The sequence below is a fragment of the Pseudomonas sp. 06C 126 genome, from assembly GCF_001855215.1.
In the GTDB taxonomy this organism is placed as follows: Bacteria; Pseudomonadota; Gammaproteobacteria; order Pseudomonadales; family Pseudomonadaceae; genus Aquipseudomonas; species Aquipseudomonas proteolytica.
Window position 1 is genome coordinate 98176 of the sequence record NZ_MIFU01000003.1, and the last position, 26603, is coordinate 124778.

The following is a 26603-nucleotide window of genomic DNA, read 5'->3' on the forward strand; positions in this document are numbered from 1 at the left end:
GTTGTGAGGGCCGGCACTCACATGCCGTGACCGTTGCACCACCTCAGCTCTGCAGGTACACCACGTGGGTATGGGTGTACTCGTACAGGCCGTGTTTGCCATCGGCGCCGCCGATCCCGGATTTGCGCACGCCGGCATGGAAGCCCTGCATCGCCTCGAAGTTCTCGCGGTTGACGTAGGTTTCGCCAAAGTCGAGTTCGCGCACTGCGTGCATCGCCTTGCCCAGGTCACGGGTGTAGATCGAGGAGGTCAGACCATAGTCGCAGTCATTGGCCAGGGCGATGGCTTCGTCGAGGTCGTCGATAATCTGGATCGGAAGCACCGGGCCGAAGATTTCTTCGCGCATGATATCCATGTCGGCGCGGCCACCGGCCAATACCGTCGGCTGAAAGTGAAAGCCGGCGCCGAGGTCGGCAATCTGCCCGCCGGTGACCAGGCTGGCACCTTGGGCCAGGGCCGTGCGCACCTTGCGGTTGACACTCTCCAGACCCTGGCGGTTGATCAGCGGGCCCATTTCCACATCGGCCTGGGCCAGTGGGTCGCCGTAGCGGGTGGCGGCCATCGCCGCGCTGATGCGCTCGATAAACTGGTCGGCGACGCTGCGTTGTACATACACACGTTCTGCGCAGTTGCACACTTGGCCGCTGTTGATGATCCGCGAGTCACGAATGGCTTTGACGGCCAGCTCCAGGTTGGCATCGGCCAGGACGATGGCCGGCGCCTTGCCGCCCAGCTCCAGGTTGAGCTTGGTGATGTTCGGTGCCGCCGCGGTCATGATCCGCGAGCCAGTCGCGACGCTGCCGGTGAAGCTGATCATGTCCACGCCCTTGTGGGCGGTGAGGGCGCCGCCGACCTGGCCGTCGCCGCAGACTACGTTGAATACCCCGGCCGGCAAGTCGGTCTCGGCCACCAGGCGGGCGAACTCAAAGCAGTTGTTCGGTGTTTCTTCGCTGGGCTTGATCACGATGGTATTGCCGGTCAGCAGAGCCGGGGCCATCTTGCGGGCGATGAGGAAGAACGGGAAATTCCACGGCAGGATCCCGGCCACCACGCCCAGGGGTTTGCGGAACAGGAAGATGTTTTCGTTGGGCCGGTCGCTGGTGATGATCTCGCCTTCGATGCGGCGCGCCCATTCGGCCATGTAGTCGAGGTAGTCGGCGGTGAAGTTGACTTCGATTTCGGCCAGGCTGCTGATCTTGCCCTGTTCTAGTGTGACGGTGCGGGCCAGGTGCGCGACGTTTTCCCGCAGCTTGGCGGCGATTCGTCGCAAGTGCCCGGCGCGCTCGATGGCCGGTTTGCGGGACCAGTCTTTTTGCGCTGCGCGGGCGGCGGCCAGGGCCTGGTCGACATCTTCGGCAGTGGCGGCCGGCACCTTGGACAGCAGTGCGCCGGTGGCCGGGTTCAGCACGTCGATGTGCGCGCTGCTGGCGGTAAAGCAGCCGTTGATGAAGTTCTGGTAAACCGGAACGGATGGCATGGCAGGCTCCTTAGTAAGTGCGCGAAGGCGCTTTAGCGTCGGCGGCAGGGCGGTAGCGGGCGAGGGTACTTTGGGCGCTCTGGCGCAGCAGGCTGATATCAATGGCTACCGCGATAAAGCGGCAGCCCCAGGCCTGGTAACGTCGGGCGTCTTCTTCATTGGGTGCAAGAATGCCGCAGGCCTTGCCCGCAGCGAGCGTAGCGCTGACCGCGTGCTGGATGCGCTCCTGGACTTCGGGGTGGCCGGGGTTACCGGCATGGCCGAGGCCGATGGACAGGTCAGCGGGGCCGATAAATACCGCGTCCACGCCTTCGACGGCGGCGATGGCCTCGACGTTTTCCACGCCCAGGCGCGACTCGACCTGAACGATCAGGCATAGCTCTTGATGGGCGGTCGTGAGGTAATGGTCGACGCCATCCCAGCGCGTCGCCCGGGTCAGGCCGCCGCCCACGCCACGGATACCGTGGGGCGGATAACGCATGGCGCGCACCAGGGCCTGGGCTTGCTCGGCGGTTTCGACCATGGGGATCATCAGGGTCTGCGCGCCGAGATCCAGCAGTTGCTTGATCAGGTTGGCATCGCCGCTGACCGCACGCACCACGGGCGCGGTGCTGTACGGCGCCACTGCCTGCAATTGATTGAGCACGCTGGGAACGGTGTTCGGCGCGTGTTCGCCGTCAATCAGCATCCAGTCGTAACCTACGCTGGCGACAATTTCTGCGGCGTAGCCGTTGGCAAAACCCGCCCAGATCCCGTATTGGCTGACGTCCTGCCGCAGGCCGGCCTTGAACGCGTTGTGAGGCATTTTCATGGTGAAATTCCTTAGCGGTTATACGGACGGTGCAGTTGGCAAGCGGGGTTCAGGTCTACGCCGAAGCCCGGCTTGTCGAGTACCGACAAGCGCATGCGGCCATTGATCGGCACCGGTTCGCCCAGCAGTTGCGGGTGGAACATCGGCACCACTTCGTCGGCCTTGGGCGCCATCATCAGGAATTCGGCGAACGGGCTGTTCTGCCGGGTGGCGACGAAGTGGTAGCTATAGACCGAGGAACCGTGCGGCACCACCATGGCGTTGTGCGCGTCGGCCAGGGCGGAAATTTTCACCAGTTCTGTCAAGCCGCCGCACCAGCCGACATCCGGCTGGATAATGTCGCAGCAGCCCATCTCCAGGAGCATGCGAAAGCCCCAGCGGGTGGCTTCATGTTCGCCGGTGGTGACCAGCATGCCCTTGGGTACGTTGTTACGCAGCGCTGCGTAGCCCCAGTAATCGTCGGGGGACAGCGCCTCTTCAATCCATTTAAGGCCGTATTCGTGGGCGCCAATCGCCAGTTTGGTGGCGTAGTTGAGGTCCAGGCTCATCCAGCAATCGAGCATCAGCCAGAAGTCCGGGCCGACCCGCTCACGCATGGTCGCCAGCTCTTCGAGGTTTTTGCGCAAGCCTTCTTCACCTTCGGCCGGGCCGTGGTGCAGGGGCATCTTGCCACCGATAAAACCCATCTTCTGCGCCAGGTCCGGGCGCGCGCCGGTGGCGTAGAACTGCAGTTCATCGCGCACCGCACCGCCGAGCAATTGGTGTACCGGTTCCTGGCGGATCTTGCCGAGCAGGTCCCATAGCGCCAGGTCCACGCCGGAGATGGTGTTGATTACCAGACCCTTACGCCCGTAATACAGAGTGGACTGGTACATCTGGTCCCAGATTTTCTCGATATCAGTGACGCGTGCGCCTTCAAGGAAACGTGCCAGGTGTTTCTCAACGATATAGGCCGCAGGTTCGCCACCGGTGGTCACGGCAAACCCAACGGTGCCGTCGCTGGCTTCTATCTCCACTACCAACGTGCCGAGCACATTGATCCCGAAACTGCGGCGGCTCTGGCGGTACTCGGGGTACTTGCTCATGGGCGTGGAAATGTGGTCGTCGATCCAGTGACCGTCAGCCTGGTCGTGATAGTCCGCGCCACCGCCGCGCAACACAAAAGCGCGGACGTGTTTGATGGTGATGTTGCCCATGGTGTGACTCCTGAAAATTAAACAGTGGCCGGCGTGTTCGACGCTTTTTGGCCGGGGGAATGGATACCCAGCACCAGCAACGCAGCCAGTACCGTGGTGGCGGACAGCAGGTACAGGCCGGCTGCCGGGGAGTGGAAGGCGGTTTCCGCCCAGTTCTTCAGGACCGGGGCGATAAACCCGCCCAGTGCGCCAAAGGAGTTGATCAAGGCAATTCCTGCAGCTGCGGCGCTACCTGCCAGGTAGCTGGACGGGAAGGTCCAGAACACCGGCTGCACGGCAATAAATCCCGAGGCGGCGAAGCACAGGGCGAGCATGCCCAGCAATGGGTTGGCGAATGTCACTGAGCAGGCGATGCCGGCGGCAGCCATTAGTAAGGTGAGCGATGCGGTGCGCCGGCGCTCGCCGCTGCGGTCGGAATAACCGGGGATCCACCACGCGGCGAACAGCGCGCACACCCAGGGAATCGCCGAGACCAGCCCGACCATCAGGCCGACCTTGGTGCCAAGCAAACCACTGACCTGGGTCGGCAGGTAAAACACCACGCCGTACACACTGGCTTGGATCAGCAGGTAGACCAGGCACAGGTAAAGCACTGACGGCTGGCACAGCACGCTGAGCAGGCTGCGGCCATGGGAACCTTTGTGCTGGTCTTCGGCGTCCAGCAGGTCCTGGATCTGGCGGCGCTCCTCAACGGTCAGCCATTTGGCGTCGGCGGGGCGATTGTCCAGGTACCAATAGGCCCAGATCCCCACTGCCGAAGCCATCAGGCCCTCCACGACGAACAGCCATTGCCAGCCATGCAGGCCGCCGAAGCCGTCCATTTCCAGGAGCAGGCCAGACAGCGGGCTGCCGAAGATGAAGGCCAGTGGCGCGCCAAAGTAGAAAAAACCCATGGCCTTGCCGCGTGCGGCCTGGGGAAACCAGTAGGTGAGGTAGAGGATTACGCCAGGGAAAAACCCAGCTTCGGCCACACCCAGCAAGAAGCGCAGGATGTAGAAGCTGGTTTCGTTGTGGGCAAACATCATGGCCGCCGAGACCAGGCCCCAACTGACCATGATCCGGCACATCCACAGGCGTGCACCGACGCGATGCAGGATCAGGTTGCTCGGCACTTCGAGCAAGGCGTAGCCCATAAAAAACACCCCGGCGCCAAAGGCGAAGGCGGCGTCGCTCAGGCCGGTGTCGGCCTGGAAGGCTTGTTTGGCGAACCCGACGTTGGCGCGGTCGAGGAAGGCCATGATGTACATCAGTAGCAGGAAGGGCAGCAGCCGCCAGGAAATTTTGGCGAGCAGGGACACGGGTAGCGTGGTCATCTTGAAGTCCTTTTGTAGGGCTTTGTTCTTATGGGCCGGACTGTACGGCGGCCGAGCAATGCGCTACAAATCGAATCTCGCTCATAAGCGATAACCTCAGGGTATCGATAGTAAGGAAAAGAATGAGTAGTCCGCTGATCTCCCGCAGCCTGTTCAACCGCCTGCGCTACAAGCATTTGCATATGCTGGTGGCCTTGAGTTCGAGCCAGAACCTGCACCGTGCTTCCCAGGCCCTGAACATGTCGCAACCGGCGGCCACCCGCATGCTGCGCGAGATCGAAGACATGTTTGCCTGTGACCTGTTCGAACGCTTGCCCCGTGGCATGCGCCCCACGGCGTTGGGCAAGGAGTTGATTCGCTTCGCCGAATCGGCACTCAGCGGCCTGGACCGCTGCGCCGAAGACTTGATGGCCCGCCAGCAGGGCGGTTATGGCTACCTGGCCATCGGCACCATCATGGGCGCCGCGCCGGACCTGGTGATGGACTCGATTGCCCAGATCAAGTCACTCAACCCGCAACTGCGCATTCGCATTATGGGAGACACCAGCGACCAGGTGATCCAACTGCTGGAACAAGGGCGTATCGACCTGGCCATCGCCCGTCGCAACGCTGCCACAAATAGCGAGCATTACAGCTTTGAGCCGTTGGGCAACGAGCGCCTGCTGGTGGTGGTACATGCCGGGCATCCGTTGGCGCAGCGCGCGAGCTTGCCGTTGGAGGAACTGGTCAGCGACTGGCCGTGGATTCTGCAACCGGAAAGCAGCCCGGCACGCATCGGCTTTGACGAAGCGTTGCAGCGCCTGGCCTTGCCCCTGCCGGCGGACATCATCGAATGCAGCTCGGTGTATTCCATGCAGCAACTGATCCAACTGACCGATGCAATCATGGTGCTTTCGGAAAGCGCCCTGCGTGATTACCTGAAGATGGGCCTAGTGGTCGAGTTGCCAGTGGAGCTGGAAGTGACGCTTGCGCCATTTGGCATCTTGCTGCGCAAGGGTGAACCGGTGAGCCACGAGTTGGGGTTGTTTATTGATCTGCTGCGGCATAAGGCCAGGGCGCTTGATTAACAGCCTCCGCCCGTCTACCCGGCAAAAAGAACATGGTGCAGCGCAGGGATATTAAATAGAATGAATCTCATTTGAGACTCACTCGCGCTGCTCAGGGTTCGCTTGCCATGAATGATGCTGTATCGCCAACGACCACCGCCGAACCCAGCCTGAGCACCTTGTACCGCGACCACCGCAGTTGGCTGGAAAGCTGGCTGCGTCGGCGCCTGGGCAATGCCTGGGATGCCGCCGACTTGAGTCAGGATACGTTCCTGCGGGTGCTGGCCAGTGCCCAGCCGGTAGCGCAATTGCAGGAGCCACGCGCCTATCTGGTGACAGTGGGCAAGCGCCTGCTGGTCAATTTCCATCAGCGCCGCAGCCTGGAGCAGGCCTACCTGAATGCCTTGGCACGTTTGCCCGACGACTGCGTGCCATCGCCGGAGCAGCGCTGGTTGCTGCTGGAAACCCTGCAGGCACTGGATGAATTGCTCGATGGTTTGCTGCCGGTCGTGCGTCGGGCGTTTCTCTGGAGCCAGCTCGAAGGCCTGGGCTACCGGGAGATTGCCGAGCGTCTCAAGGTTTCGGAACGTACGGTCAAACGCTACATGGCCCAGGCCTATGAGCATTGCCTGCTGGTGGAACTGTGAGCCGCACCGCGCCGGATGTGGCGCGGGCAGCGGCGCAGTGGTTGGCGCTGCTGGAGTCGGGCACGGCCGGCGAGCGCGATCACGCGGGCTTGCAGCAATGGCGCGACAGCCATCCCCAGCACGAACAGGCCTGGCAAAAAGCGCAGTTGCTGCGCCAGCGTTTTGCCGAATTGCCATCCTCCCTGGCCATGGCCAGCCTCGACCGCCCGCAACCGGGGCGGCGTGCCGTGCTCAAACGCGCCCTGGGCGTGGCAGCGCTGGTGCCGGCGGCATGGCTGCTCAGTCGCCAGTTACCCCTCGACGTGTGGCGTGCCGACCTGCATACCGCCACCGGCGAGCGCAAGCGCGTGCCGCTGGCCGATGGCAGCGCCCTGCAACTGAACACGGCCAGCGCGGTGGATGTAAACCTTGCGCAGCGGCGCCTGACCCTGGTCGACGGGGAGATGGCGCTGAGTGTGCCAGGCGCGGCGGCGCTGACTGTCCACACCCGTTATGGCCAGGTTGTCGCCAGCCAGGCGGAGGTCTGTGTGCGCCAGTTCGCGCAGGCGTGTGTGGTGTCGGTGCTCAAGGGCCAGGTGCAAGTGCACGACGGAGCGGGGCATAGCGCCCTGGTGCGCGGCGGGCAACAGATACGCCTGCAGGCCTCGGGGCTGGGGGTGCCGGTTCCGTTCGACGCGCTGCAACTGGGCTGGCGCGATGGCGTGCTGACGGCGCAGAACCAGGGGCTGGGCGACTTCCTGCGCGAGCTTGATCGCTATCGCCCGGGCGTTTTGCGCTGGGACCCGAGCCTGGAAGCCTTGCGCGTCACCGGCAGTTTCCGCCTGGACGACACCGACCGCATCATCAGCCTGCTGGCCACCACCCATGGGCTGCAGGTGCAGTGGCGCACGCGCTATTGGGTCACGCTGGCACCGCGTAAAACCCTGGCTTGACCACGATTTAATTGTTGAGGCAGATCCAATGTGGGAGCGGGCTTGCTCGCGAAGGCGCAGGGTCAGCCAACTCATCTATGTCTGATACACCGCCTTCGCGAGCAAGCCCGCTCCCACACAAAGCGGCTCCAACATTTTTTCGGCCAGTTTGAACGATCGTGTCCCTTTTTTTCGGCTCGCCTGTCATCCAAGGCAAGTGAACGAAAACAGAGAGCCTTTTAATGCCTGTCGTCCCGCCATCGCTACTGCGCCTGAGTCTGGTCCTGAGCCTGAGTGCCAGCCCAATGTTTATCCCTGTGAGCTGGGCCGAGGACGCGGCCCGGCGCAGTTACCAGGTGCCCGCCGGCAGCCTGGGTAGCGCCTTGACCCGCTTTGCCGGGCTGGCCGGGGTCAATCTGTCGGTGGACCCGGCCCTGGTCGGCGGTCGCCAAAGCGCCGGGATTTCCGGTGAGTTTGCCGTCGAAGAAGGCTTCGCACGCCTGCTGCAAGGCTCGGGCCTGCAATTGCAAACGGTGGGTGAGCGTGCCTACACCTTGATCCCCGCACCACAGGGCGGTGCTTATCAGTTGCCAGCCACCTCGATTCTGGGGACCGCGAACACACCCGTTGCCCAAACCTACGCCGGTGACCAAGTGACACGCAAAGGCGCCCAGGGCCTGTTGGGCGATAACGACTTTATGGATACCCCGTTCAACCTCACGTCCTACACCGCCAAGGCGGTGAAGAACCTGCAAGCGCGGACCCTCGGCGAAATGGTTGCCAGCGACCCTTCGGTGCGCATCACCAACCCTGCCGGTGGACGTTTCGAGCAGTTTTCGGTGCGCGGTTTCAGCCTGTTCAACAGCGATGTGTCCTACGGCGGCCTGTATGGCGTGCTGCCGACTTACGCCATCGACATGGAAATGGTCGAGCGCGTCGATATCCTCAAGGGCCCCGGCGCCTTGCTCGGTGGTATCGCGCCGCGGGGCAGTATCGGTGGCGGGATCAATATCGAGCCCAAGCGTGCCGCCGATGCACCGCTTACCGAGTTCACTGGCAGCTATGCCTCGGCCGGGCAGTTCGGTGGTGCGGTGGATATCGGTCGGCGGTTTGGCGACGAGCAGCAGTTTGGCGTGCGTTTCAATGGCGTGAAGCAATCCGGCGATACCGAATGGGATCACCAGGAGGTCGACCGCGAAATGACCGTGATCGGCCTCGACTATCGCAAGGAGCGAGTGCGCCTGTCCCTCGACCTCGGGCGTCAGGAACGCACCGCCGACGCGCCCCAGGAGCGCGTGGAAGTTGCCAGGGGCAGCGTGATGCCCAAGGCCCGCGACATCCGCGACAACTTTGCCCAATCCTGGACGTACTCCCATACCAAGGACACCTTTGGGGCGGTGCGTGGCGAGTTTGATGTCAGCGATTCGCTGATGGTCTACGCCGCCGCCGGTGCGCGCAAAGGCAACTACGACTTCCTGCGCCACGGTGTGCAAGCGACCCAGAGCAATGGCGACTTCACGGTAGTGCCGCGCAGCTTCCGCCGCGACGAAGACGTCAAGACCGCCACTGTGGGCGCGCGCAGTTGGTTCAATACCGGCCCTGTAGGGCACACGCTCAATGTCAGCCTCAACCAGTTCAACATGGATTTCGACAATGCCGGCGAGCGCTATACCCCCGGCAGGAGCAACCTCTACAACCCGGTGGTGTTGCCCCGTCCAGGCCAGGCTGTGCGCTGGGACACCAGCACCCACACCGAAAACCGCTTCACCAGCCTGGCTTTGGCCGACACCCTGGCCTTCTTCGATGAACGGGTACTGCTGACCCTGGGAGCACGCCTGCAAAAGGTCCAGGTCACGTCCTGGAGCAATGGCATCAAGGACCAGCCGGAGTACGACGAACAAGCGACCTCGCCGGCCCTGGGCCTGGTGGTGAAAGTCACCGATCAACTGTCCCTGTACACCAACTACATGGAAGGCCTGAGCCAGGGCGAGACGGCACCTTCGAGCGGGGTAAGCAATGAAAACGCGATCTTCCCACCGACCAAGAGCAAGCAGGTGGAGGTCGGCGCCAAGTACGACATGGGCAGCTTTGGCATGACGGCCAGCGTGTTCCAGATCAAGCAGCCGGCCTATGGCATCGACAACCAGGGCTTCTTCAAACCCAATGGCGAATTGCGCAACCAGGGCGTGGAACTGAACGTGTTTGGCGAACCCCTGGCCGGCGTGCGCCTGCTCGGCGGGGTGATGCTGCTCGACAGCGAACAGACCAAGACCGCCCAGGGCCTGACCGACGGCAAGCGCGGCACCGGTGCACCAGTGGCCAACGTCAACCTGGGTGCCGAATGGGATATCCCACGCCTGCAAGGCCTGACCCTGACCGCCCGCGCGATTCATACCGGCGCGCAGTACCTGGACGCGGCCAACCAGCAGAAGATCGACAATTGGGAACGCTACGACCTGGGGGCGCGCTACACCTTCAAGGTCAAGGAAAACCCAGTGACCCTGCGTGCGACTGTGGAGAACGTGCTGAATACGACCTACTGGGCATCGGCCGCGACCTCCAGCGACAGCGCGCCCGGCCTGACCCTGTCTACGCCGCGTACCTGGCTGGTGTCGGCAACAGTAGGTTTTTGACCAAACCCATGTAGGAGCCGGCAAGCCGGCTCCTACAGGGTTTTTCATATGTCTATATGGAATAAATAAATAGTTATTTATTCCTTTTGTTGTTGGTGCGAATGGCGCATTTTGAAGGCCTGCGCATTCGTGCGGATTGACCCAACAGTGAAAGGAAAACCGACATGACCATCAAAGCGATCAACGTGCGCAACCAGTTCAAAGGCGTGATCAAGGAAATCCTGCTCGGCGAAGTGGTGTCCGAGATCGACGTGCAAACCGCGTCCGGGATTGTCACCTCGGTGATCACCACACGTTCGGTGCGTGACCTGGAGTTGAAGGTGGGCAGTGAAGTGATTGCCTTCGTCAAATCCACCGAGGTGTCCATCGCCAAGCTCTGATCAGCCGCCAGGGCCGCGCCTACAGGTTTTGCAGGCTGCGTTCCAGGCGTGAAATACCTTCTTCGAGCAATGCCCGCGGGCAGCCAAAGTTCAAGCGCACGAACTGTTGGCTGTCATCGCCAAATTCCACGCCCGCACTCAAGCCTACCTTGGCCTGCTCAAGGAAAAACCGCTGTGGGTCTTCCAGGCCCAGGGCGCTGCAATCCAGCCAGGCCAGGTAGGTACCTTGAGGCGCATGCATGACCACCCCCGGCAGGCGTTTTTGCACGGCATCCACCAGGTAGTTGCGGTTGCCTTGCAGGTACGTGACCAACGCCTCCAACCACTCACCACATTGGCTATACGCCGCCCAGGTGGCTTCCAGGCCCAACGGGCTGACGCTATCGACCATGCCGCAGCGTGCCTTGTTGAAGCGCTCGCGGATGAGTGGGGCCTGGACAATCGCAAAGCAGGTCTTCAGGCCGGCGACGTTGTAGGCCTTGCTCGCGGACATCAGGGTGATGGTGCGCCGTGCGATCTCTGCACTCAACGAGGCGGTAGGGATATGCCGGCGCCCGTCGAAGCACAGCTCGGCGTGGATCTCATCGGAGACAATCAGCGTGCCTTGTTCCAGGCAGGCATTGGCGACGGCCAGCAGTTCCTCGCGGGCAAACACCTTGCCCAGGGGGTTGTGGGGGTTGCTCAACAGCAGTGCGCCGGCACCTTTCAGGGCTTGGCGCAAGGCGGGCAGGGGGGTGAGGTATTCGCCCTGGTCGCTCAGTTCAAACGGCACTTCGATCTTCGGCAGGTTCCAGTTGCCCGCTGCATGGCGCAGCGGCGCGTAGTTGGGGGTTTGCAAGACCACCGACTGGCCCGGTTGGACAAAGGCATGCAAGGCCATGTTGAAGCCTGGCTCGACACCCGGCAGGAACAGCAATTCATCGGGCTGCACGCGCCAGGCGTACTTGTGCCACAGGTCGCTGATGATCGCCTCGCGCACTTCAGGCCGGGCGACGCTGTAGCCGAGCATCTGCTGGTCCAGGCGCGCGTGCAGGGCCTTGAGGATCGCCGGCGGGGCGGCGATGTCCATGTCGGCAATCCACATCGGCAAGACGTCTTCGGGGTAGCGGCTCCACTTGGTGCTGCCGGTGCCGAGGCGAGGGTGGATCGTGTCGAAATCAAAGCTCATGGGGGCGCTCGTGTCAGGAAGGCGGGCGAAGAATGGCGTCGATTCTAAGTCAGCCGGCCTGATAGGTCATCAACTGCTCCTCGCACAGGATGCGGATTGTGCGCCGTTGTACATCGATCAGTCCGGCGTCTACCAGCCGATGCAGGATCCGCGAAAACGTCTCTGGCTGAATCCCCAGTTTGGAGGCCACCAGACGCTTGGGCACCTGCAGCACCACATCGCCGCTGGCCAGGTCGCGCTCCTGGATCAGAAAGTTGATGACCCGGCGACTGGCATTGGCCAGGCTCAGGGTGTCGATGTCCTTGAGGCGTTGATGCAGGTGGATGCTCATGGTGCCGAGGATTGCCAGGCAGATCTGCGGCTGGTCTTCCAGGGCCTTGCGGTAATGATGGCCCTCGATGGTAACCAGCACGCTGTCCTTGAGCGCCGTGGCACTCACCGGGTAGGCCTTGGCCTGGCTGAACAGCAGGGCTTCGGCAAAGGTCTGGCCGGGGCGAATGACTTCCACCAGATGCTCCTGGCCTTCACCGGTGACCCGGTGCAACTTGACCTGGCCACTGATCAACAGGAAAAACCGCTCGGCGGGGTCGCCCTGATGCATCAAGGTCGCGTGCCCGGGCAGGCGCTTGAGATTGGCCAGGGTGCAGACGTCCTGGAAGATTTTTTCCGGCAAGGGGCTGAACAGATGATGCCGGCGCAGGGTTAAAACGATGGATGGGTGGGTCAGCATGGCGTACCTCCGCTCCCCCCCATGGTAGGGCGCAAGGCTTGCCGGGCCTATGCCTCGTTGGAGGTAGCCCCGAGGAGGCAGTGATCGCGCAGCAGTGCCGAAAATGCATCCCGGGCCGGATGGCAGCCTGTGTTGGCGTGCCAGTAAAACCGGTTGTCGATGCGCGTCAGTTCCGCGAACTCGTGGCCTTGCCAGTTGGCGCCCTGACGATATTGCTCGTAGATCCCCCGTGGTACCAGCGCGGCGCCGCTGCCGGCGCTGACACAGCCGATAATCGTACCGTAGCTGGCGATGCTGACGATTGACGCGACTTGGCCGTGGCGTGACAACCACTGCTCCAGTGCCAGGCGATACGGGCAGCCGGTCGGCCACATAAACAGGGTCAGGCCCTGCAGGTCGGTCACGGTGCGCACCGGCCCCAGGGACGTGGGGGCGATCAGCACCAGGTCTTCGCTATACAGCAGCGTGCTTTCCAGCCCCGGGCGTTGCACATCCACGGCGACAATCGCCGCATCCAGCCGATGGTGCTGGATATCATCGAGCAACTGCGACCAGGTGCCGGTGCTCAACGCCAACGACACTTGTGGGTACAGCGCGTGGTAGCGCGCCAGCAAATGGGGCAAGCGCCCCGTTGCACTGGACTCGATAGCCCCGATCCGCAGGTGCCCATGGGGCGCGCCACCAGGTGCGACGGCACGCCGGGAGGCTTCGGTGAGGTCGAGGATTTTCGTCGCGTATTCGATAAACACTTCGCCCGCAGGACTGACCCGCAGGCCCCGGCCCTCACGCAGGAACAACGCGACCCCGAGCTCCTGCTCCAGGGACTTGAGCCGTGCGGTGATATTGGACGGCACGCAATGCAGCTTTGCGGCTGCACGGGCGATGCTGCCCAACTCGTAGACCGTCTTGAACATGCGCAGTTGGGACAGTTCCATGGTTCACCTGAAGTGAAGAGTGGGCTCAGTTTAAGTCACTTTTTTCAGGGCTTGAGTTTTCTCATACTTTTGCCAGGCAGTGCCTGTGTGCTGCCACGTCCCTGAGAATGCTCATGCCCCACGCAAAAGTTGTCCTGGCGACCCTCTTCGTCATCCTCTGCTGGGCGTATTCGCCTGTCGGCATCCATATCGCGCTGCAGGCCTATGCGCCCGACAATCTGGCTGTGCTGCGCTTTTTGATTGCTTCGGTGTTTATGGCCGGGGTGGCCTGCTGCAAGGGCATTGCACGGCCCCGGGTCCGGGATTTGCCTTTGTTTGCGGTGTTGGGATTGTTTGCGGTGACGCTGCACCACATCGCCCTCAACTACGGCCAGCGCGGTGTGAGTGCCGGCGCCGCCAGCGTCCTGGCGCAATCGACGCCACTGTTCAGCGCATTGCTCGCCAGCACGTTGTTCAGGGAGCGGCTCGGCGCCTGGCAATGGGCTTGTGTCCTCGGCGGCCTGCTCGGTGCCGGAGTCGTGGCGGTGGGGGATCGGGGCTTGGGCGAACTGGATGGGCATGGCGTGTTGATCCTGCTGGCAGCGGCGTCCTGGAGCCTGTATTTCGCCCTGCAAAAGCGTTACTCACAGCGTTATGACGGACTGACAATGGTGTGTTTCACCCTCTGGTCAGGTACCGCGTTGCTGCTGGTGTATCTGCCCGGATTACCGGAGGAAGTGGCCCAGGCTCCGGTGCGGGTGAACCTGGCAGTGCTGGTGCTGGGCATCTTTCCCAGTGCGCTGGCATACCTGGCCTGGGCTTATGTACTGACGCATAGCCAGGTCAGTCGGGCAGCGATTGCGCTTTACCTCATACCGCCGGTGGCGATGGTGATGGCATGGGTGATATTGGCGCAGCGACCTTCGATGATGGTGATTGTGGGGACGGTTATTGTTTTGGCGAGTGTGGGGGCGTTGACGGTGAAAGTGCGGTAATGCAACGCCAGAGCGCGCAGCTGCATTCCCCTGTAGGAGCTGGCTTGCCTGCGATCACGCCAGCAAGAACACCTCGGGGTGTCAGTTACCCAACGTCATCGCTAACGACCCTCGCAGGCAAGCCAGCTCCCACAAACCCCTACCCAGCCTGGCGCAAATGCTCCATCGCCCACACCGCAGCCTCCACCCGCGAGCGCAACCCCAGTTTGTGCAGCAGATTCTTCACATGCACCTTCACCGTGCCCTCGGTAATCCCCAGCTTGTGCCCGATCACCTTATTGCTGTAACCCCCGGCGATGGTCTTCAACACCTGCCGCTCGCGCTCGGTCAGTTCAACCGCGGCATGGGGTTGGGGTGAGCGCAGGGCCTGGGCCAGCACGCGCGTCAGGCCAGGGCTGATCACCAGGGCGCCGTGCAGGGCATCGCGGATGTACTGGATCAGCAGTTCCGGCTCCATGTCCTTGAGCAGATAACCGTTGGCATCCAGGCGCAGGGCGTCGCGGATGTCGTCTTCGGCATCGGACACGGTAAACAGCAAGACCTTGCCGCCATAGGCCATGGCGCGCAGGCGGCGCAGGGTTTCCAGGCCGTTCATTTGCGGCATGTTGTTGTCCAGCAACACCAGGTCCGGTTGCAACGATTCGATCAGCCCCAGGGCTTCCTCGCCATTGCCGGCTTCGCCCACCACGTGCAGGTCATCTTCCAGTTCGAGCATCTGGCGCATGCCGTGGCGCATCATCGGGTGGTCGTCGACGAGCAGGATGCCGTGGCGGTGTGGGGTGTTCATGACAGGCTACCTTGTTGTAAAGACTGCCCGAGGAATTCCGGGCGAAACAGCAAATGTACCCGTGTGCCTTGGGGCTCGCGGGCAGAAATATCCAGTTGGCCGTGTAGGCTGCGGGCGCGTTCATCCATGATGTTCAGGCCGTGGTGTTCGCGTTGGTCTACCGGCTCGCTGAAGCCGCGGCCGTCGTCTTCAATGCTCAAGCTCACGGTTTCGCCGTGCTGGCGCAGTTGCAGCCAGGCGTTCTCGGCATGGGCGTGGCGCAGGCAGTTGGACAAGGCTTCACGGGTCACCTGCAACAGGTGGATCTGTTCACTGGCTGACAGTTGGAAGGCCAGGGCGTCCACATGCAGGTGCACTTGGAATTCGCCACGGCGCGAGAACTCCTCGGCGGTGTCTTTGAGCTCCTGGACCAGCCCGGCATCGTGGATTTGCAGGCGGAAGGTGGTAAGCAACTCACGCAGTTGCCGATAGGCGTTGTTCAGGCCTTCGCGCAGTTCGCCGGTGACGGTTTCCAGGGTGGCCTTGGGTTCGTCACGGCGCAGCAGGGTCTGCATGCGGCTGACTTGCAGCTTCATATACGACAGCGCTTGCGCCAGGGAGTCATGTAGTTCGCGGGCGATGATCGTGCGTTCATCCAGCAGTAACAGGCGGTGGTCCTGTTCACGCTGGCGCTTGAGGGACAGCGAGGTGCCAATCAGGTTGGCCAGCGCCTGGATCAGCTGTTTTTCCCAGTCCTGGGGCGTATGCCCATCGACGAAATGCGCCTTGAGTTCGCCCAACTCTGCGCCCTGGTTGCTGATGCTGAACACCTGGGGCGGGGCCACGTGATGCCGTTCGCAGGTGGCGCAGTCGCCAATGGCGCAGACGTTGCGGCTGTTTTCACCATGCAGCGCGAGCATCTGCTGTGCCGGGGCGAGGAAGTGCCCTTGCAGGCACAGCGACAGGCGCAGGCCCGGCAGGCGCTTCTGGAAGCGCCGGATCAATTCGTCGAGGCCTTCGGCGTTGGCCAGGCGCGTGGCCAGGCTGCGGCTGCTCTCGTAGAGCAACTCGAGGGCGGCGTTGGCTTGTTGCAGGTTGAGGGTCTTGTGCTGCACCTGGCTTTCCAGGGTGCGGTGGGACTGCTCGATGGTTTCGGCCAGGGTGTTGAAGCTCAGGGCCAACTGGCCAAGCTCGTCTTGGGAGCGGTGATTGACCCGCGCCGTGTAGTCACCCTCACGAAAGCGTCGGGTCGCGTCCACCAACTCCTTCAAGGGCGTGACCACGCCGTACTGCAATTCATACAGCCCCAGCAGCAGGATGATCAGGGTGCTGAACAGCGCCAGGCCCTGGATCAGCTGTTGCCAGCCTTGTTTGTGCTCGCTCTGCTGCTGCAACAGGCTGACGAACTGGTTCAGTTGCTCGACAAAGGCTGGCGCGCGTTCGCGGAACAGGGCGCCGTCGCCACGCTCGATGGCCGGGCGCAGCTCCAGGTTCCAGTGTTGCTGGATCTGCTGGTAGCTCTGTTGCAGGGCGCTCTGGGGGCCGTCTTCCAGCACTGCTTTCAATGACTGGCTGTCCAGGCGCCGTTGCAGGCTTTGGGTGATGGCCTGGATCTCGTCGGCGGGGGCATGGTCGGCGAGTTTCCAGCTCAGGTGGTAGGTCTCCATGCGCACCGAGCCTGCGGTGTTGATGGCCGCGCCGTCGCCCTGGCTGAACCAGGCGATCAGCCCGGCGCTCAGGGAACTGGCCAGGGCCAGGATCGCAATCAGGATCACCGCGACACCGGCCCGCGCGGGCAGGGAGCTGCGCAGCCAGTTAAACATCACGGAGTAATCGAAGGGGGAAGAACAGCAGCATGGCGGCACCTGGCAAGGAAAACAGCATTGAATTCTGCAATCCCTGGCGCACTACCTCTAAAGAGTTGCCGGCGAACCCTCCCACGGGAAAAGGCCGGCACAAGAGACCAATCCATTGATAAATAAAGACTTTCTCTTGTTATTTGGCCTACCTCCTTGGAGGTAGATGGGGCAAGCATAGGCCAATACCCCCCAGGCGGACGTTGATCTGGGTCAAGTTCTGCGAGGACGTCGCCCCTAACCTGCGCTCATGGAATCACTTCTGGGAGCGCAAACCGTGACTCAACCCCGTGTAAGACAAGGCCTGGTGCTGGGCATGAGTACGCTGGCCTTCACCGTGTGCTTTATGGTCTGGATGATGTTCGCCGTGCTTGGCGTGCCGATCAAAGAGCTGCTGCAACTCAACGAAACCCAGTTCGGCCTGCTGGCCGCCACCCCCGTGTTGACCGGCTCCCTGGTGCGCCTGCCCCTGGGCCTGCTGACGGACCGCTTTGGCGGGCGCATCGTGTTCTTTGTACTGATGCTCACCTGCGTGCTGCCGCTGTACCTGATCACCTATGCCACCGCCTTCTGGCAATTCCTGGTGCTGGGGCTGTTTGTCGGCCTGGCGGGCGGCTCGTTCTCGGTGGGCATCGCCTATGTCGCCAAGTGGTTTGACAAGGACAACCAGGGCTTTGCCATGGGCGTGTTCGGTGCCGGCAACGCCGGGGCGGCGGTGACCAAGTTTCTTGCGCCAGCCCTGATCGCCCTGGGTACCTGGCACCTGGTGCCGAAGGTGTTCAGCGCGATCCTGTTTATCACCGCGCTGCTGTTCTGGTTCCTCACCAGCGAAAACAAGGCCCACCGCAACGCCAGTGGCGCGACCTTTCGCGAGCAGTTGCTGTGCCTCAAGGACCCGGCCGTGTGGCGCTACTGCCAGTACTACTCGATTGTGTTCGGTGGCTACGTGGCCCTGGCGCTGTGGGCGACCAAGTACTACGTGCAGGAATACGGCTTCAGCCTGCAAAGCGCCGCGCTGCTGGCGGCGTGTTTTTCCCTGCCGGGTGGGGTGCTGCGCGCCGTAGGCGGCTGGATGTCCGACCGCTGGGGCGCACAAAGCGTGACCTGGTGGGTGTTGTGGGTGAGCTGGATCTGCCTGTTCCTGCTCAGCTACCCGCAGACCCAATTGCAGGTGCAGACCGTCAACGGCCCGCTGGATTTCCATATCGGCCTCAACGCCACCGTCTTCACCATCCTGCTGTTTGTGATGGGCATCGCCTTCGCCTTCGGCAAGGCCTCGGTGTTCAAGTACATCGCCAATGACTACCCGCAAAACATGGGCGCGGTGTCCGGCATCGTCGGCCTGGCCGGGGGCCTGGGTGGCTTCGTGCTGCCGATCATGTTCGGCGCCCTGGTGGACCTCACCGGCGTGCGCTCTTCCTGCTTCATGTTGATGTACGGCGTGGTCTGGGTCTCCCTGACCTGGATGTACTTCAGTGAAATCCGCAAGCAACCGCTGCTCGGTAAAGCGGTGGCCCAGCCTCTCCAAGGAGAATCCGCATGACTATCGCGCAAAAGCCCAATTCGGGCCCGGTGATCCACGACTGGCGCCCCGAAGACCCTGCATTCTGGGGCGCCAGCGGCAAACAGACCGCGACCCGCAACCTGTGGATCTCGATCCCGGCGTTGCTGTTGGCCTTCGCCGTGTGGATGGTATGGAGCACGGTGATCGTGCGCCTGAACGCCATCGGCTTTAGCTTCACCACCGATCAGCTGTTCTGGCTGGCCGCCTTGCCGGGCCTGTCCGGTGCCACCTTGCGCGTGTTCTATTCGTTCATGGTGCCGATCTTCGGTGGCCGCCGCTGGACCGCCCTGAGCACCGCGTCGCTGCTGATCCCCTCGTTGTGGATGGGCTTTGCGGTGCAGGACCCCAGCACTTCCTACAGCGTATTTGTGCTGATCGCGCTGCTGTGCGGTTTCGGCGGCGGCAACTTCGCCTCGAGCATGTCCAACATCAGCTTCTTCTACCCCAAGTCCCAGCAAGGCACGGCCCTGGGCCTGAACGCCGGCCTGGGTAACCTCGGCGTGTCGGTGATGCAGTTCTGCGTGCCGCTGGTGATCACCTTTGGTGTGTTCGGCCTGCTCGGTGGTCAGCCGCAGACCCTGGAAGACGGCAGCCAGTTGTGGCTGCAGAACGCTGGCTTTATCTGGGTGCCGTTCATTATCACCGTGACCCTGTTTGCCTGGTTCGGCATGAACGACCTGTCCAGCGCCCGTGCTTCGTTCAGCGAGCAAGCAGTGATCTTCAAGCGCAAGCACAACTGGCTGATGTGCTGGTTGTACCTGGCGACTTTCGGTTCCTTCATCGGCTTCTCGGCCGCCTTCCCGATGCTGATCAAGACTTCGTTCCCGGACGTCAACGCTTTGAAATTCGCATTCCTCGGCCCGCTGGTAGGCGCCCTGGTACGCCCTTTGGGCGGCTGGCTGGCAGACAAGCTGGGCGGTGCGCGAGTGACCCTGTGGAACTTCGTGCTGATGATCGTGATGGTGTTTGGCGTCCTGCACTTTCTGCCACTGAACGGCCAGGGCGGCAGCTTCTACGGCTTCCTTGGCCTGTTCATGCTGCTGTTCATCACCACTGGCATCGGCAACGGCTCCACCTTCCGCATGATCCCGGTGATCTTCCGCACCCAGCATGAAAAAGCCAGCGCCGGCAAACCTGCCGCCGTGCGTGAGCAAGCCCTCAAGGATGCGACCAAGGAATCGGCAGCCGTGCTGGGCTTCAGTTCGGCCATGGGCGCCTTCGGTGCGTTCTTCATTCCCAAGACCTTTGGCTCGTCCATGGCCTACACCGGCAGCCCGGCATTGGCCTTTTACATGTTCGTCGGCTTCTACCTGAGCTGCATTGTCGTGACCTGGTGGTGGTATGCGCGCAAAGGCGCCGAGACCCCCTGCTGAGTCGACCCCGAATTCAAACCTTGCGTGGGCGGGGCACAGAACCCCGCAGCAAGCCTGAGAGGAAAGCACCATGAGTCATTTACTCGATCAACTGCGGTTCTTCAATCGCAAGCAAGACGAATTCTCCGAAGGTCACGGCGAGACCCGCAAAGAGTCCCGCGACTGGGAGAACGTCTACCGTTCGCGCTGGCAGTACGACAAGATCGTGCGTTCCACCCACGGGGTGAACTGCACCGGCTCGTGCTCGTGGAAGATCTACGTGAAGAACGGCCTGATCACCTGGGAAACCCAGCAGACCGATTACCCGCGCACCCGCAACGACTTGCCCAACCATGAGCCGCGCGGCTGCCCCCGTGGCGCGAGCTACAGCTGGTACATCTACAGCGCCAACCGCCTGAAGTACCCGAAGATCCGCAAGCCATTGCTCAAACTGTGGCGCGAGGCGCGCCTGACCCTGTCGCCGGTCGAGGCCTGGGCGAGCATTGTCGAGGACAAGGCCAAGGCCGACTCCTATAAAAGCAAACGCGGCATGGGCGGCTTCATCCGCTCCAACTGGGATGAAGTCAACGAGATCATCGCAGCGTCCAACGTCTACACCATCAAGCAATATGGCCCGGACCGCATCGTCGGCTTCTCGCCGATCCCGGCCATGTCCATGGTCAGCTATGCCGCCGGCTCCCGTTACCTGTCGTTGATTGGCGGCGTGTGCCTGAGTTTCTACGACTGGTACTGCGACCTGCCACCGGCCTCGCCAATGGTCTGGGGCGAGCAGACCGACGTGCCGGAATCGGCCGACTGGTACAACTCCAACTACATCATTGCCTGGGGCTCCAACGTCCCGCAGACCCGTACCCCAGACGCGCACTTCTTCACCGAGGTGCGCTACAAGGGCACCAAGACCGTGGCCATCACCCCCGACTATTCGGAAGTGGCCAAGCTTACCGACCTGTGGCTCAACCCTAAGCAGGGCACTGACGCCGCGTTGGCCCAGGCGTTCAACCATGTGATCTTCAAAGAATTTCATCTGGACAAGCCCAGCGCGTACTTCACCGACTATGCCAAGCGCTACACCGACTTGCCGGTGCTGGTGATGCTCAAGCCCATGACCGGCTTTGCCCCGGGCGCAGGCTTCCAGCCCGACCGCTTTTTGCGCGCGTCGGACCTGGTCGACAATCTGGGCCAGGACAACAACCCGGAATGGAAAACCATCGCCCTCGACGAGAGCGGCGAACTGGTCTCGCCACAAGGCGCCATCGGCTATCGCTGGGGCGAGAAGGGCAAGTGGAACATCCTCGCCAAAGAAGGCGGTGAAGGCCGCGAGATCGACCTGAAACTGAGCCTGATCGGCGATGACGTCGCCGAAGTGGCGTTCCCGTATTTTGCCGGTGAAGCCCACGATTACTTCCAGCACGTGGCCGGCGATGCCGTGCAGTTCCGTCGGGTGCCGGTGCACAGCGTGACCCTGGCTGATGGCACGGTGGCCAAAGTGGCGACGGTGTTCGACCTGTCCGCCGCCAACCTGGCTATCGACCGTGGCCTGGGCGGCAGCAACGTGGCCAAGGACTACAACGACGCCAGCGTGCCGGGTACACCGGCCTGGCAGGAAGCAATCACCGGCGTCAGCCGCGAGAAGGCGATCCAGATCGCCCGCGAGTTTGCCGACAACGCCGACAAGACCCGTGGTCGCTCGATGATCATCGTCGGCGCGGCGATGAACCACTGGTACCACATGGACATGAACTACCGCGGGCTGATCAATATGCTCATGCTCTGCGGTTGCGTCGGCCAGACCGGTGGCGGTTGGGCGCACTATGTGGGCCAGGAAAAACTGCGCCCGCAATGCGGCTGGCTGCCCCTGGCCTTTGGTTTGGACTGGAACCGTCCGCCACGCCAGATGAACGGCACCAGCTTCTTCTATGGCCATAGCTCGCAATGGCGCCACGAGAAGATGAGCATGCACGACATCCTCTCGCCGCTGGCCGACAAGTCGCAGTTCCCCGAGCATGCCCTGGACTACAACATCCGCGCCGAACGCGCCGGCTGGTTGCCCAGCGCGCCACAACTCAATACCAACCCGCTGCATATCTGCCGCGACGCCGCGGCCGCTGGCATGGACCCGAAAGACTACGTGGTCAAGTCCTGGCAGGACGGCAGCTTGCGCTTTGCCTGCGAGCAGCCGGACAGCCCGGTGAACTTCCCGCGCAACATGTTTATCTGGCGCTCCAACCTGCTCGGTTCGTCGGGCAAGGGCCATGAGTACATGCTCAAGTACCTGCTGGGCACCAAGAACGGGGTGATGAACGAAGACATCGGCCACAGCACCGAATGCAAGCCGACCGAGGCCGAGTGGGTCGAAGACGGCGCCATCGGCAAGCTGGACCTGGTGACCACCCTGGACTTCCGTATGTCCTCCACCTGCGTCTATTCCGACATCGTGTTGCCGACCGCAACCTGGTACGAAAAAGACGACATGAACACCTCGGACATGCACCCGTTCATTCACCCGCTGTCGGCGGCGATCGATCCGGCGTGGGAGTCGCGTTCGGACTGGGAAATCTACAAAGGCATCGCCAAGGCGTTCTCGGCCATGTCGGTCGGCCACTTGGGCGTGGAACAAGACCTGGTCACCGTGCCGTTGATGCATGACAGCGTCGGCGAACTGGCCCAGCCGTTTGGCGGCACCGACTGGAAAAGCGCCGGTGTGGCGCCGGTACCGGGCAAGAACGCGCCAAACATGGCGGTGGTGGAGCGCGATTACCCGAACATCTACAAGCAGTTCTCGTCCCTGGGCCCGATGCTGGAAAAACTCGGCAACGGCGGCAAGGGCATCAACTGGAACACCGATGAGGAGGTCGAGTTCCTTGGCGAACTCAACCACCACGAAGGCGATGCAGGCATCAGCCATGGCCGGCCAAAGATCGACACAGCCATCGACGCCGCCGAAGTGATCCTGTCCCTGGCCCCGGAAACCAACGGCAAGGTTGCCTTGAAAGCCTGGGCTGCGCTGTCGGAATTCACCGGCATCGACCACAGCCACCTGGCGATTTCCAAGGCCCACGAAGCGATCCGCTTTCGCGATATCCAGGCGCAGCCGCGCAAGATCATCTCCAGCCCCACCTGGTCGGGCCTCGAAGACGAGCACGTGAGCTACAACGCCGGCTACACCAACGTCCATGAAAACATCCCATGGCGCACCATCACCGGCCGCCAGCAGTTTTACCAGGATCACCCGTGGATGCAGGCGTTCGGCGAGCAATTGATGAGCTACCGGCCACCGGTCAACACCCGCACCATCGAAGGGGTGAAGGGCAAGCGCAGCAATGGCGAGACCGAAATCGTCCTGAACTGGATCACTCCGCACCAGAAGTGGGGGATCCACAGCACCTACAGCGACAACCTGCTGATGCTCACCCTCAGCCGTGGCGGCCCGATTGTGTGGCTCTCGGAAATCGACGCCAAGCGCGCCGGGATCGAGGACAACGACTGGATCGAGTGCTTCAACGTCAACGGCGCCCTGACCGCCCGTGCGGTGGTCAGCCAGCGGGTCAAGGAAGGCATGGTGATGATGTACCACGCCCAGGAACGCATCGTGAACGTACCGGGTTCGGAAACCACCAAGACCCGTGGCGGCCACCACAACTCGGTGACCCGCGTGGTGCTCAAGCCGACCCACATGATCGGCGGCTATGCCCAGCAGGCCTACGGTTTCAACTATTACGGCACAGTCGGCTGCAACCGCGATGAATTCGTGGTGGTGCGCAAGATGGTCAAGGTCGATTGGCTCGATGGTTCCAGCGGTGATGATCTGCCGCGTCCATTGCCGACCGATATCGAGGAGAACTGAGATGAAGATTCGCTCACAAATCGGCATGGTCCTGAACCTGGACAAGTGCATCGGCTGCCACACCTGCTCCATCACCTGCAAAAACGTCTGGACCAGCCGCGAAGGCATGGAATACGCCTGGTTCAACAACGTTGAATCCAAGCCGGGCATCGGCTACCCCAAGGAGTGGGAAAACCAGGACAAGTGGAAGGGCGGCTGGATCCGTAACGCCAACGGCTCGATCAACCCACGTATCGGCGGCAAGTTCCGCGTGTTGGCGAACATCTTCGCCAACCCGGACCTGCCGAGCCTGGACGACTACTACGAGCCGTTCGACTTCGACTACCAGCACCTGCACACCGCGCCCCTGGGCGAGCACCAACCCACTGCGCGCCCGCGTTCGGTGGTGTCGGGCAAGCGCATGGAGAAAATCGAGTGGGGCCCCAACTGGGAAGAAATCCTCGGCACCGAGTTCGCCAAGCGCCGCAAGGACAAGAACTTCGACCAGATCCAGGCCGACATTTATGGCGAGTACGAAAACACCTTCATGATGTACCTGCCGCGCCTGTGCGAGCACTGCCTGAACCCGGCGTGCGCGGCGTCGTGCCCCAGCGGCGCGATCTACAAGCGTGAAGAGGACGGCATCGTCCTGATCGACCAGGAAAAATGCCGCGGCTGGCGCATGTGCATCAGCGGCTGCCCGTACAAGAAAATCTACTTCAACTGGAAAAGCGGCAAATCCGAGAAGTGCATCTTCTGCTACCCACGGATCGAAGCGGGCATGCCCACCGTCTGCGCGGAAACCTGCGTCGGGCGGATCCGTTACCTCGGTGTGCTGCTGTATGACGCCGACCGCATCAGCGAAGTGGCAAGCACCGCCAACGAGCACGACCTGTACGAGAAGCAGCTGGAAATCTTCCTCGACCCCAATGACCCGGCGGTGATCCGCCAGGCCCTGGCCGATGGTGTACCGCAGTCGGTGATCGACTCGGCCCAGCGTTCGCCGGTGTACAAAATGGCCGTGGACTGGAAGCTGGCGCTGCCGCTGCACCCGGAATACCGCACCTTGCCGATGGTCTGGTACGTGCCGCCGCTGTCGCCGATCCAGAACGCCGCCGCAGCTGGCACCGTGGGCATGAACGGGGTGATCCCGGATGTCGACAGCCTGCGCATCCCGCTGCGCTACCTGGCCAATATGCTGACTGCCGGTGACGAAAAGCCGGTCAAGCGTGCGCTTAAACGCCTGCTGGCCATGCGCGCCTTCAAGCGCTCACAGCAAGTGGACGGTGTGGAGGACCTGCAAGTGCTGGCCGACGTCGACCTGAGCGTTGCCCAGGTGGAAGAGATGTACCGCTACCTGGCGATTGCCAACTACGAAGACCGTTTTGTAGTGCCCAGCGCCCACCGTGAAGACGCGATGAGCGATGCGTTTGCCGAGCGTTCCGGTTGTGGTTTCAGCTTTGGCAGCGGCTGCAGTGGCAGCTCCGACACCAACATGTTCGGGGCGAAGAAGGCCAACCGCCGCGACGTGCTGAAAACCGTACAGATCTGGGAGGACTGAGCCATGCGCATTCTTAAAGTGATCTCGTTGCTGCTGGACTATCCCACCGAAACCCTGGTGAACGGCCGCGATGAACTGGAGCAGGCGATTCTCGAATCGCGGGAAATCAGCCCCAAGCAGCGTGGTGCGTTGTTCGAGCTGTTGGAGCTGATCTGCAGCAATGACCTGATGGATGGCCAGGAGCACTACGGTGCGTTGTTTGGCCGCGGTCGCTCGCTGTCGCTGCTGCTGTTCGAGCACGTGCATGGCGAGTCGCGGGATCGCGGCCAGGCCATGGTCGACATGATGGCCCAGTACCAGGAGGCCGGGTTCGCCATCGGCGTCAAGGAGCTGCCGGACTACATCCCGTTGTACCTGGAGTTTCTGTCCACCCGCGAAGACATCGAGGCCCGCGAGGGCCTGGCGGATGTGGCGCACCTGCTGGCCTTGCTGGCGGCGCGCCTGGACGAGCGCGAAAGCGCCTATGCCAGTTGCTTCCGTGCGCTGTTGCAGATCAGCGGCGCCGAGCCACACCAGGCGATTGCCGAGTTGCGTGCCCAGGTTGCCGCCGAAGTGCGCGACGACTCCCTCGAAGCCCTGGACAAGGTCTGGGAAGAGGAGGCCGTGGACTTCATGCAGGCCGAGCAGCAGGACCGTTGCAGCGCCATGCCCAGCGCGCCGGGCAAGGCCCGCGAAGAAAGTGCGGTGCCGTTGCACTGGGTGGATTTTCAGCACGAAGGGCTGGCCGCCGTGCCAGCCAAGGAGGTGGGTAATGTCTAAGTGGAATTTGCTGGTATTTGGCGTGTATCCGTATGTCGCCCTGGCCATCTGCCTGTTGGGCAGTTGGGCGCGGTTTGACCTGTCGCAGTACACCTGGAAGGCCGGCTCCAGCCAGATGCTCAATAACCGTGGCATGCGTGTGGCGAGCAACTTCTTCCATATCGGCGTGCTGTTCGTGCTGGCCGGGCATTTTGTCGGCCTGCTGACGCCGGCGTCGATCTACCACCATGTGATCAGTACCGAAAACAAGCAGCTGCTGGCGATGGTCTCCGGTGGTTCCTTCGGCCTGCTGTGCCTGGTGGGCCTGGTGATGCTGGTCAATCGTCGCCTCACTGATCCACGGGTCCGGGCCACATCAAGCCCATCGGACATCCTGATCTTGCTGGTGTTGCTGGCGCAGCTGGTCCTGGGTTTGCTGACTATCGTTGCGTCGACCGGGCATATGGACGGTTCGGTGATGGTGATGCTCGCGGACTGGGCGCAGAACGTGGTGTTGCTGCGGCCGGTGGAAGCAGCGGCGGCGATTGCCCCGGTGAGCCTGATCTACAAGGCGCACGTGGCGCTGGGCCTGACCCTGTTTGTACTGTTCCCGTTTACCCGTCTGGTGCACATGGTCAGTGCGCCGATCTGGTACCTGGGCCGTCGTTATCAAATCGTGCGGCAGAAGTGAGGAGAACGTC

Annotated in this window: 21 protein-coding genes; 12 read left to right on the forward strand and 9 right to left on the reverse strand. The window is 62.3% G+C overall.

The annotated features are described in order from the left end of the window. Positions 1 to 43: 43 nt before the first annotated feature. From aldA to BHC62_RS03560, 4 genes are read right to left on the reverse strand one after another with little or no spacing between them, the layout of a single operon-like run. Positions 44 to 1477 carry an aldehyde dehydrogenase gene (gene aldA, locus BHC62_RS03545; RefSeq protein ID WP_070994239.1) on the reverse strand — a complete coding sequence of 478 codons (1434 nt, stop codon included), beginning with the start codon at positions 1475 to 1477 and terminating at the stop codon, positions 44 to 46. Between the two features lie 10 nt (positions 1478 to 1487). After that, positions 1488 to 2288: an aldolase/citrate lyase family protein gene (locus BHC62_RS03550; RefSeq protein ID WP_029291270.1), complete on the reverse strand. Its 801-nt coding sequence runs from the start codon at positions 2286 to 2288 to the stop codon at positions 1488 to 1490. 11 nt (positions 2289 to 2299) lie between these two features. Continuing rightward, complete coding sequence (gene rhmD / locus BHC62_RS03555; RefSeq protein ID WP_070994240.1) at positions 2300 to 3484, reverse strand: L-rhamnonate dehydratase; 1185 nt, start codon at positions 3482 to 3484, stop codon at positions 2300 to 2302. Between the two features lie 17 nt (positions 3485 to 3501). After that, positions 3502 to 4797 carry an MFS transporter gene (locus BHC62_RS03560; RefSeq protein WP_070994241.1) on the reverse strand — a complete coding sequence of 432 codons (1296 nt, stop codon included), beginning with the start codon at positions 4795 to 4797 and terminating at the stop codon, positions 3502 to 3504. A gap of 122 nt (positions 4798 to 4919) precedes the next feature. Here BHC62_RS03560 and BHC62_RS03565 point away from each other — a divergent pair, with 122 nt between their 5' ends. From BHC62_RS03565 to BHC62_RS03585, 5 genes are all read left to right on the forward strand, one after another. Further along, the gene (locus BHC62_RS03565) at positions 4920 to 5864 is read left to right on the forward strand and encodes a LysR family transcriptional regulator (protein ID WP_029291275.1); all 945 of its coding nucleotides are present in this window, start codon (positions 4920 to 4922) and stop codon (positions 5862 to 5864) included. A gap of 107 nt (positions 5865 to 5971) precedes the next feature. Further along, complete coding sequence (locus BHC62_RS03570; RefSeq protein WP_029291277.1) at positions 5972 to 6490, forward strand: sigma-70 family RNA polymerase sigma factor; 519 nt, start codon at positions 5972 to 5974, stop codon at positions 6488 to 6490. Further along, positions 6487 to 7422 (forward strand): FecR domain-containing protein, encoded by a 936-nt coding sequence (locus tag BHC62_RS03575; RefSeq protein WP_070994242.1) that lies wholly within the window; start codon positions 6487 to 6489, stop codon positions 7420 to 7422. The genes BHC62_RS03570 and BHC62_RS03575 overlap by 4 nt, the downstream gene beginning before the upstream one ends. A gap of 221 nt (positions 7423 to 7643) precedes the next feature. Continuing rightward, on the forward strand, positions 7644 to 10034 hold the full coding sequence (locus BHC62_RS03580; RefSeq protein ID WP_070994243.1) for a TonB-dependent receptor: 2391 nt from the start codon (positions 7644 to 7646) through the stop codon (positions 10032 to 10034). A gap of 164 nt (positions 10035 to 10198) precedes the next feature. Beyond that, positions 10199 to 10414: a molybdopterin-binding protein gene (locus tag BHC62_RS03585; protein WP_003173733.1), complete on the forward strand. Its 216-nt coding sequence runs from the start codon at positions 10199 to 10201 to the stop codon at positions 10412 to 10414. A 19-nt stretch (positions 10415 to 10433) separates the two neighbouring features. Here the strand turns inward: BHC62_RS03585 and BHC62_RS03590 are convergent, their stop codons facing one another. The 3 genes from BHC62_RS03590 to BHC62_RS03600 are packed head-to-tail and all read right to left on the reverse strand — an operon-like array spanning position 10434 to position 13247. After that, positions 10434 to 11582, reverse strand: coding sequence for a MalY/PatB family protein (locus BHC62_RS03590; RefSeq protein ID WP_070994244.1), 1149 nt, complete (start codon positions 11580 to 11582; stop codon positions 10434 to 10436). A 49-nt stretch (positions 11583 to 11631) separates the two neighbouring features. Then, positions 11632 to 12312 carry a Crp/Fnr family transcriptional regulator gene (locus BHC62_RS03595; RefSeq protein ID WP_029291299.1) on the reverse strand — a complete coding sequence of 227 codons (681 nt, stop codon included), beginning with the start codon at positions 12310 to 12312 and terminating at the stop codon, positions 11632 to 11634. Between the two features lie 47 nt (positions 12313 to 12359). Then, positions 12360 to 13247, reverse strand: a complete 888-nt coding sequence (locus tag BHC62_RS03600) for a LysR family transcriptional regulator (RefSeq protein WP_070994245.1) — start codon at positions 13245 to 13247, stop codon at positions 12360 to 12362. 113 nt (positions 13248 to 13360) lie between these two features. Here BHC62_RS03600 and BHC62_RS03605 point away from each other — a divergent pair, with 113 nt between their 5' ends. Then, entirely contained in the window at positions 13361 to 14221 is an 861-nt protein-coding gene (locus BHC62_RS03605) for a DMT family transporter (protein WP_070994246.1), read from the forward strand. Positions 14222 to 14360: 139 nt separating this feature from the next. On the opposite strand, the gene narL is transcribed toward BHC62_RS03605, so the two are convergent. Continuing rightward, entirely contained in the window at positions 14361 to 15008 is a 648-nt protein-coding gene (gene narL / locus BHC62_RS03610; protein WP_029291304.1) for a two-component system response regulator NarL, read from the reverse strand. Further along, positions 15005 to 16810: a HAMP domain-containing protein gene (locus BHC62_RS03615; RefSeq protein WP_070994247.1), complete on the reverse strand. Its 1806-nt coding sequence runs from the start codon at positions 16808 to 16810 to the stop codon at positions 15005 to 15007. The genes narL and BHC62_RS03615 overlap by 4 nt, the downstream gene beginning before the upstream one ends. Before the next feature lie 310 nt (positions 16811 to 17120). On the opposite strand from BHC62_RS03615, the gene BHC62_RS03620 reads away from it, so the two are divergent. The 6 genes from BHC62_RS03620 (at position 17121) to narI (ending at position 26593) form a co-directional block, all read left to right on the forward strand. Continuing rightward, entirely contained in the window at positions 17121 to 18386 is a 1266-nt protein-coding gene (locus BHC62_RS03620; RefSeq protein ID WP_050492699.1) for a nitrate/nitrite transporter, read from the forward strand. Further along, positions 18383 to 19780 (forward strand): NarK family nitrate/nitrite MFS transporter, encoded by a 1398-nt coding sequence (locus tag BHC62_RS03625; protein ID WP_070994248.1) that lies wholly within the window; start codon positions 18383 to 18385, stop codon positions 19778 to 19780. The genes BHC62_RS03620 and BHC62_RS03625 overlap by 4 nt, the downstream gene beginning before the upstream one ends. Before the next feature lie 70 nt (positions 19781 to 19850). Further along, positions 19851 to 23624 (forward strand): nitrate reductase subunit alpha, encoded by a 3774-nt coding sequence (locus BHC62_RS03630; RefSeq protein WP_070994249.1) that lies wholly within the window; start codon positions 19851 to 19853, stop codon positions 23622 to 23624. A 1-nt stretch (position 23625) separates the two neighbouring features. Next, the gene (gene narH, locus BHC62_RS03635; protein ID WP_029291316.1) at positions 23626 to 25164 is read left to right on the forward strand and encodes a nitrate reductase subunit beta; all 1539 of its coding nucleotides are present in this window, start codon (positions 23626 to 23628) and stop codon (positions 25162 to 25164) included. A 3-nt stretch (positions 25165 to 25167) separates the two neighbouring features. Beyond that, entirely contained in the window at positions 25168 to 25923 is a 756-nt protein-coding gene (gene narJ, locus BHC62_RS03640; RefSeq protein ID WP_029291318.1) for a nitrate reductase molybdenum cofactor assembly chaperone, read from the forward strand. Next, positions 25916 to 26593 (forward strand): respiratory nitrate reductase subunit gamma, encoded by a 678-nt coding sequence (gene narI, locus BHC62_RS03645; RefSeq protein WP_070994250.1) that lies wholly within the window; start codon positions 25916 to 25918, stop codon positions 26591 to 26593. Before narJ ends, narI begins: the two co-directional genes overlap by 8 nt. Positions 26594 to 26603 lie beyond the last annotated feature (10 nt).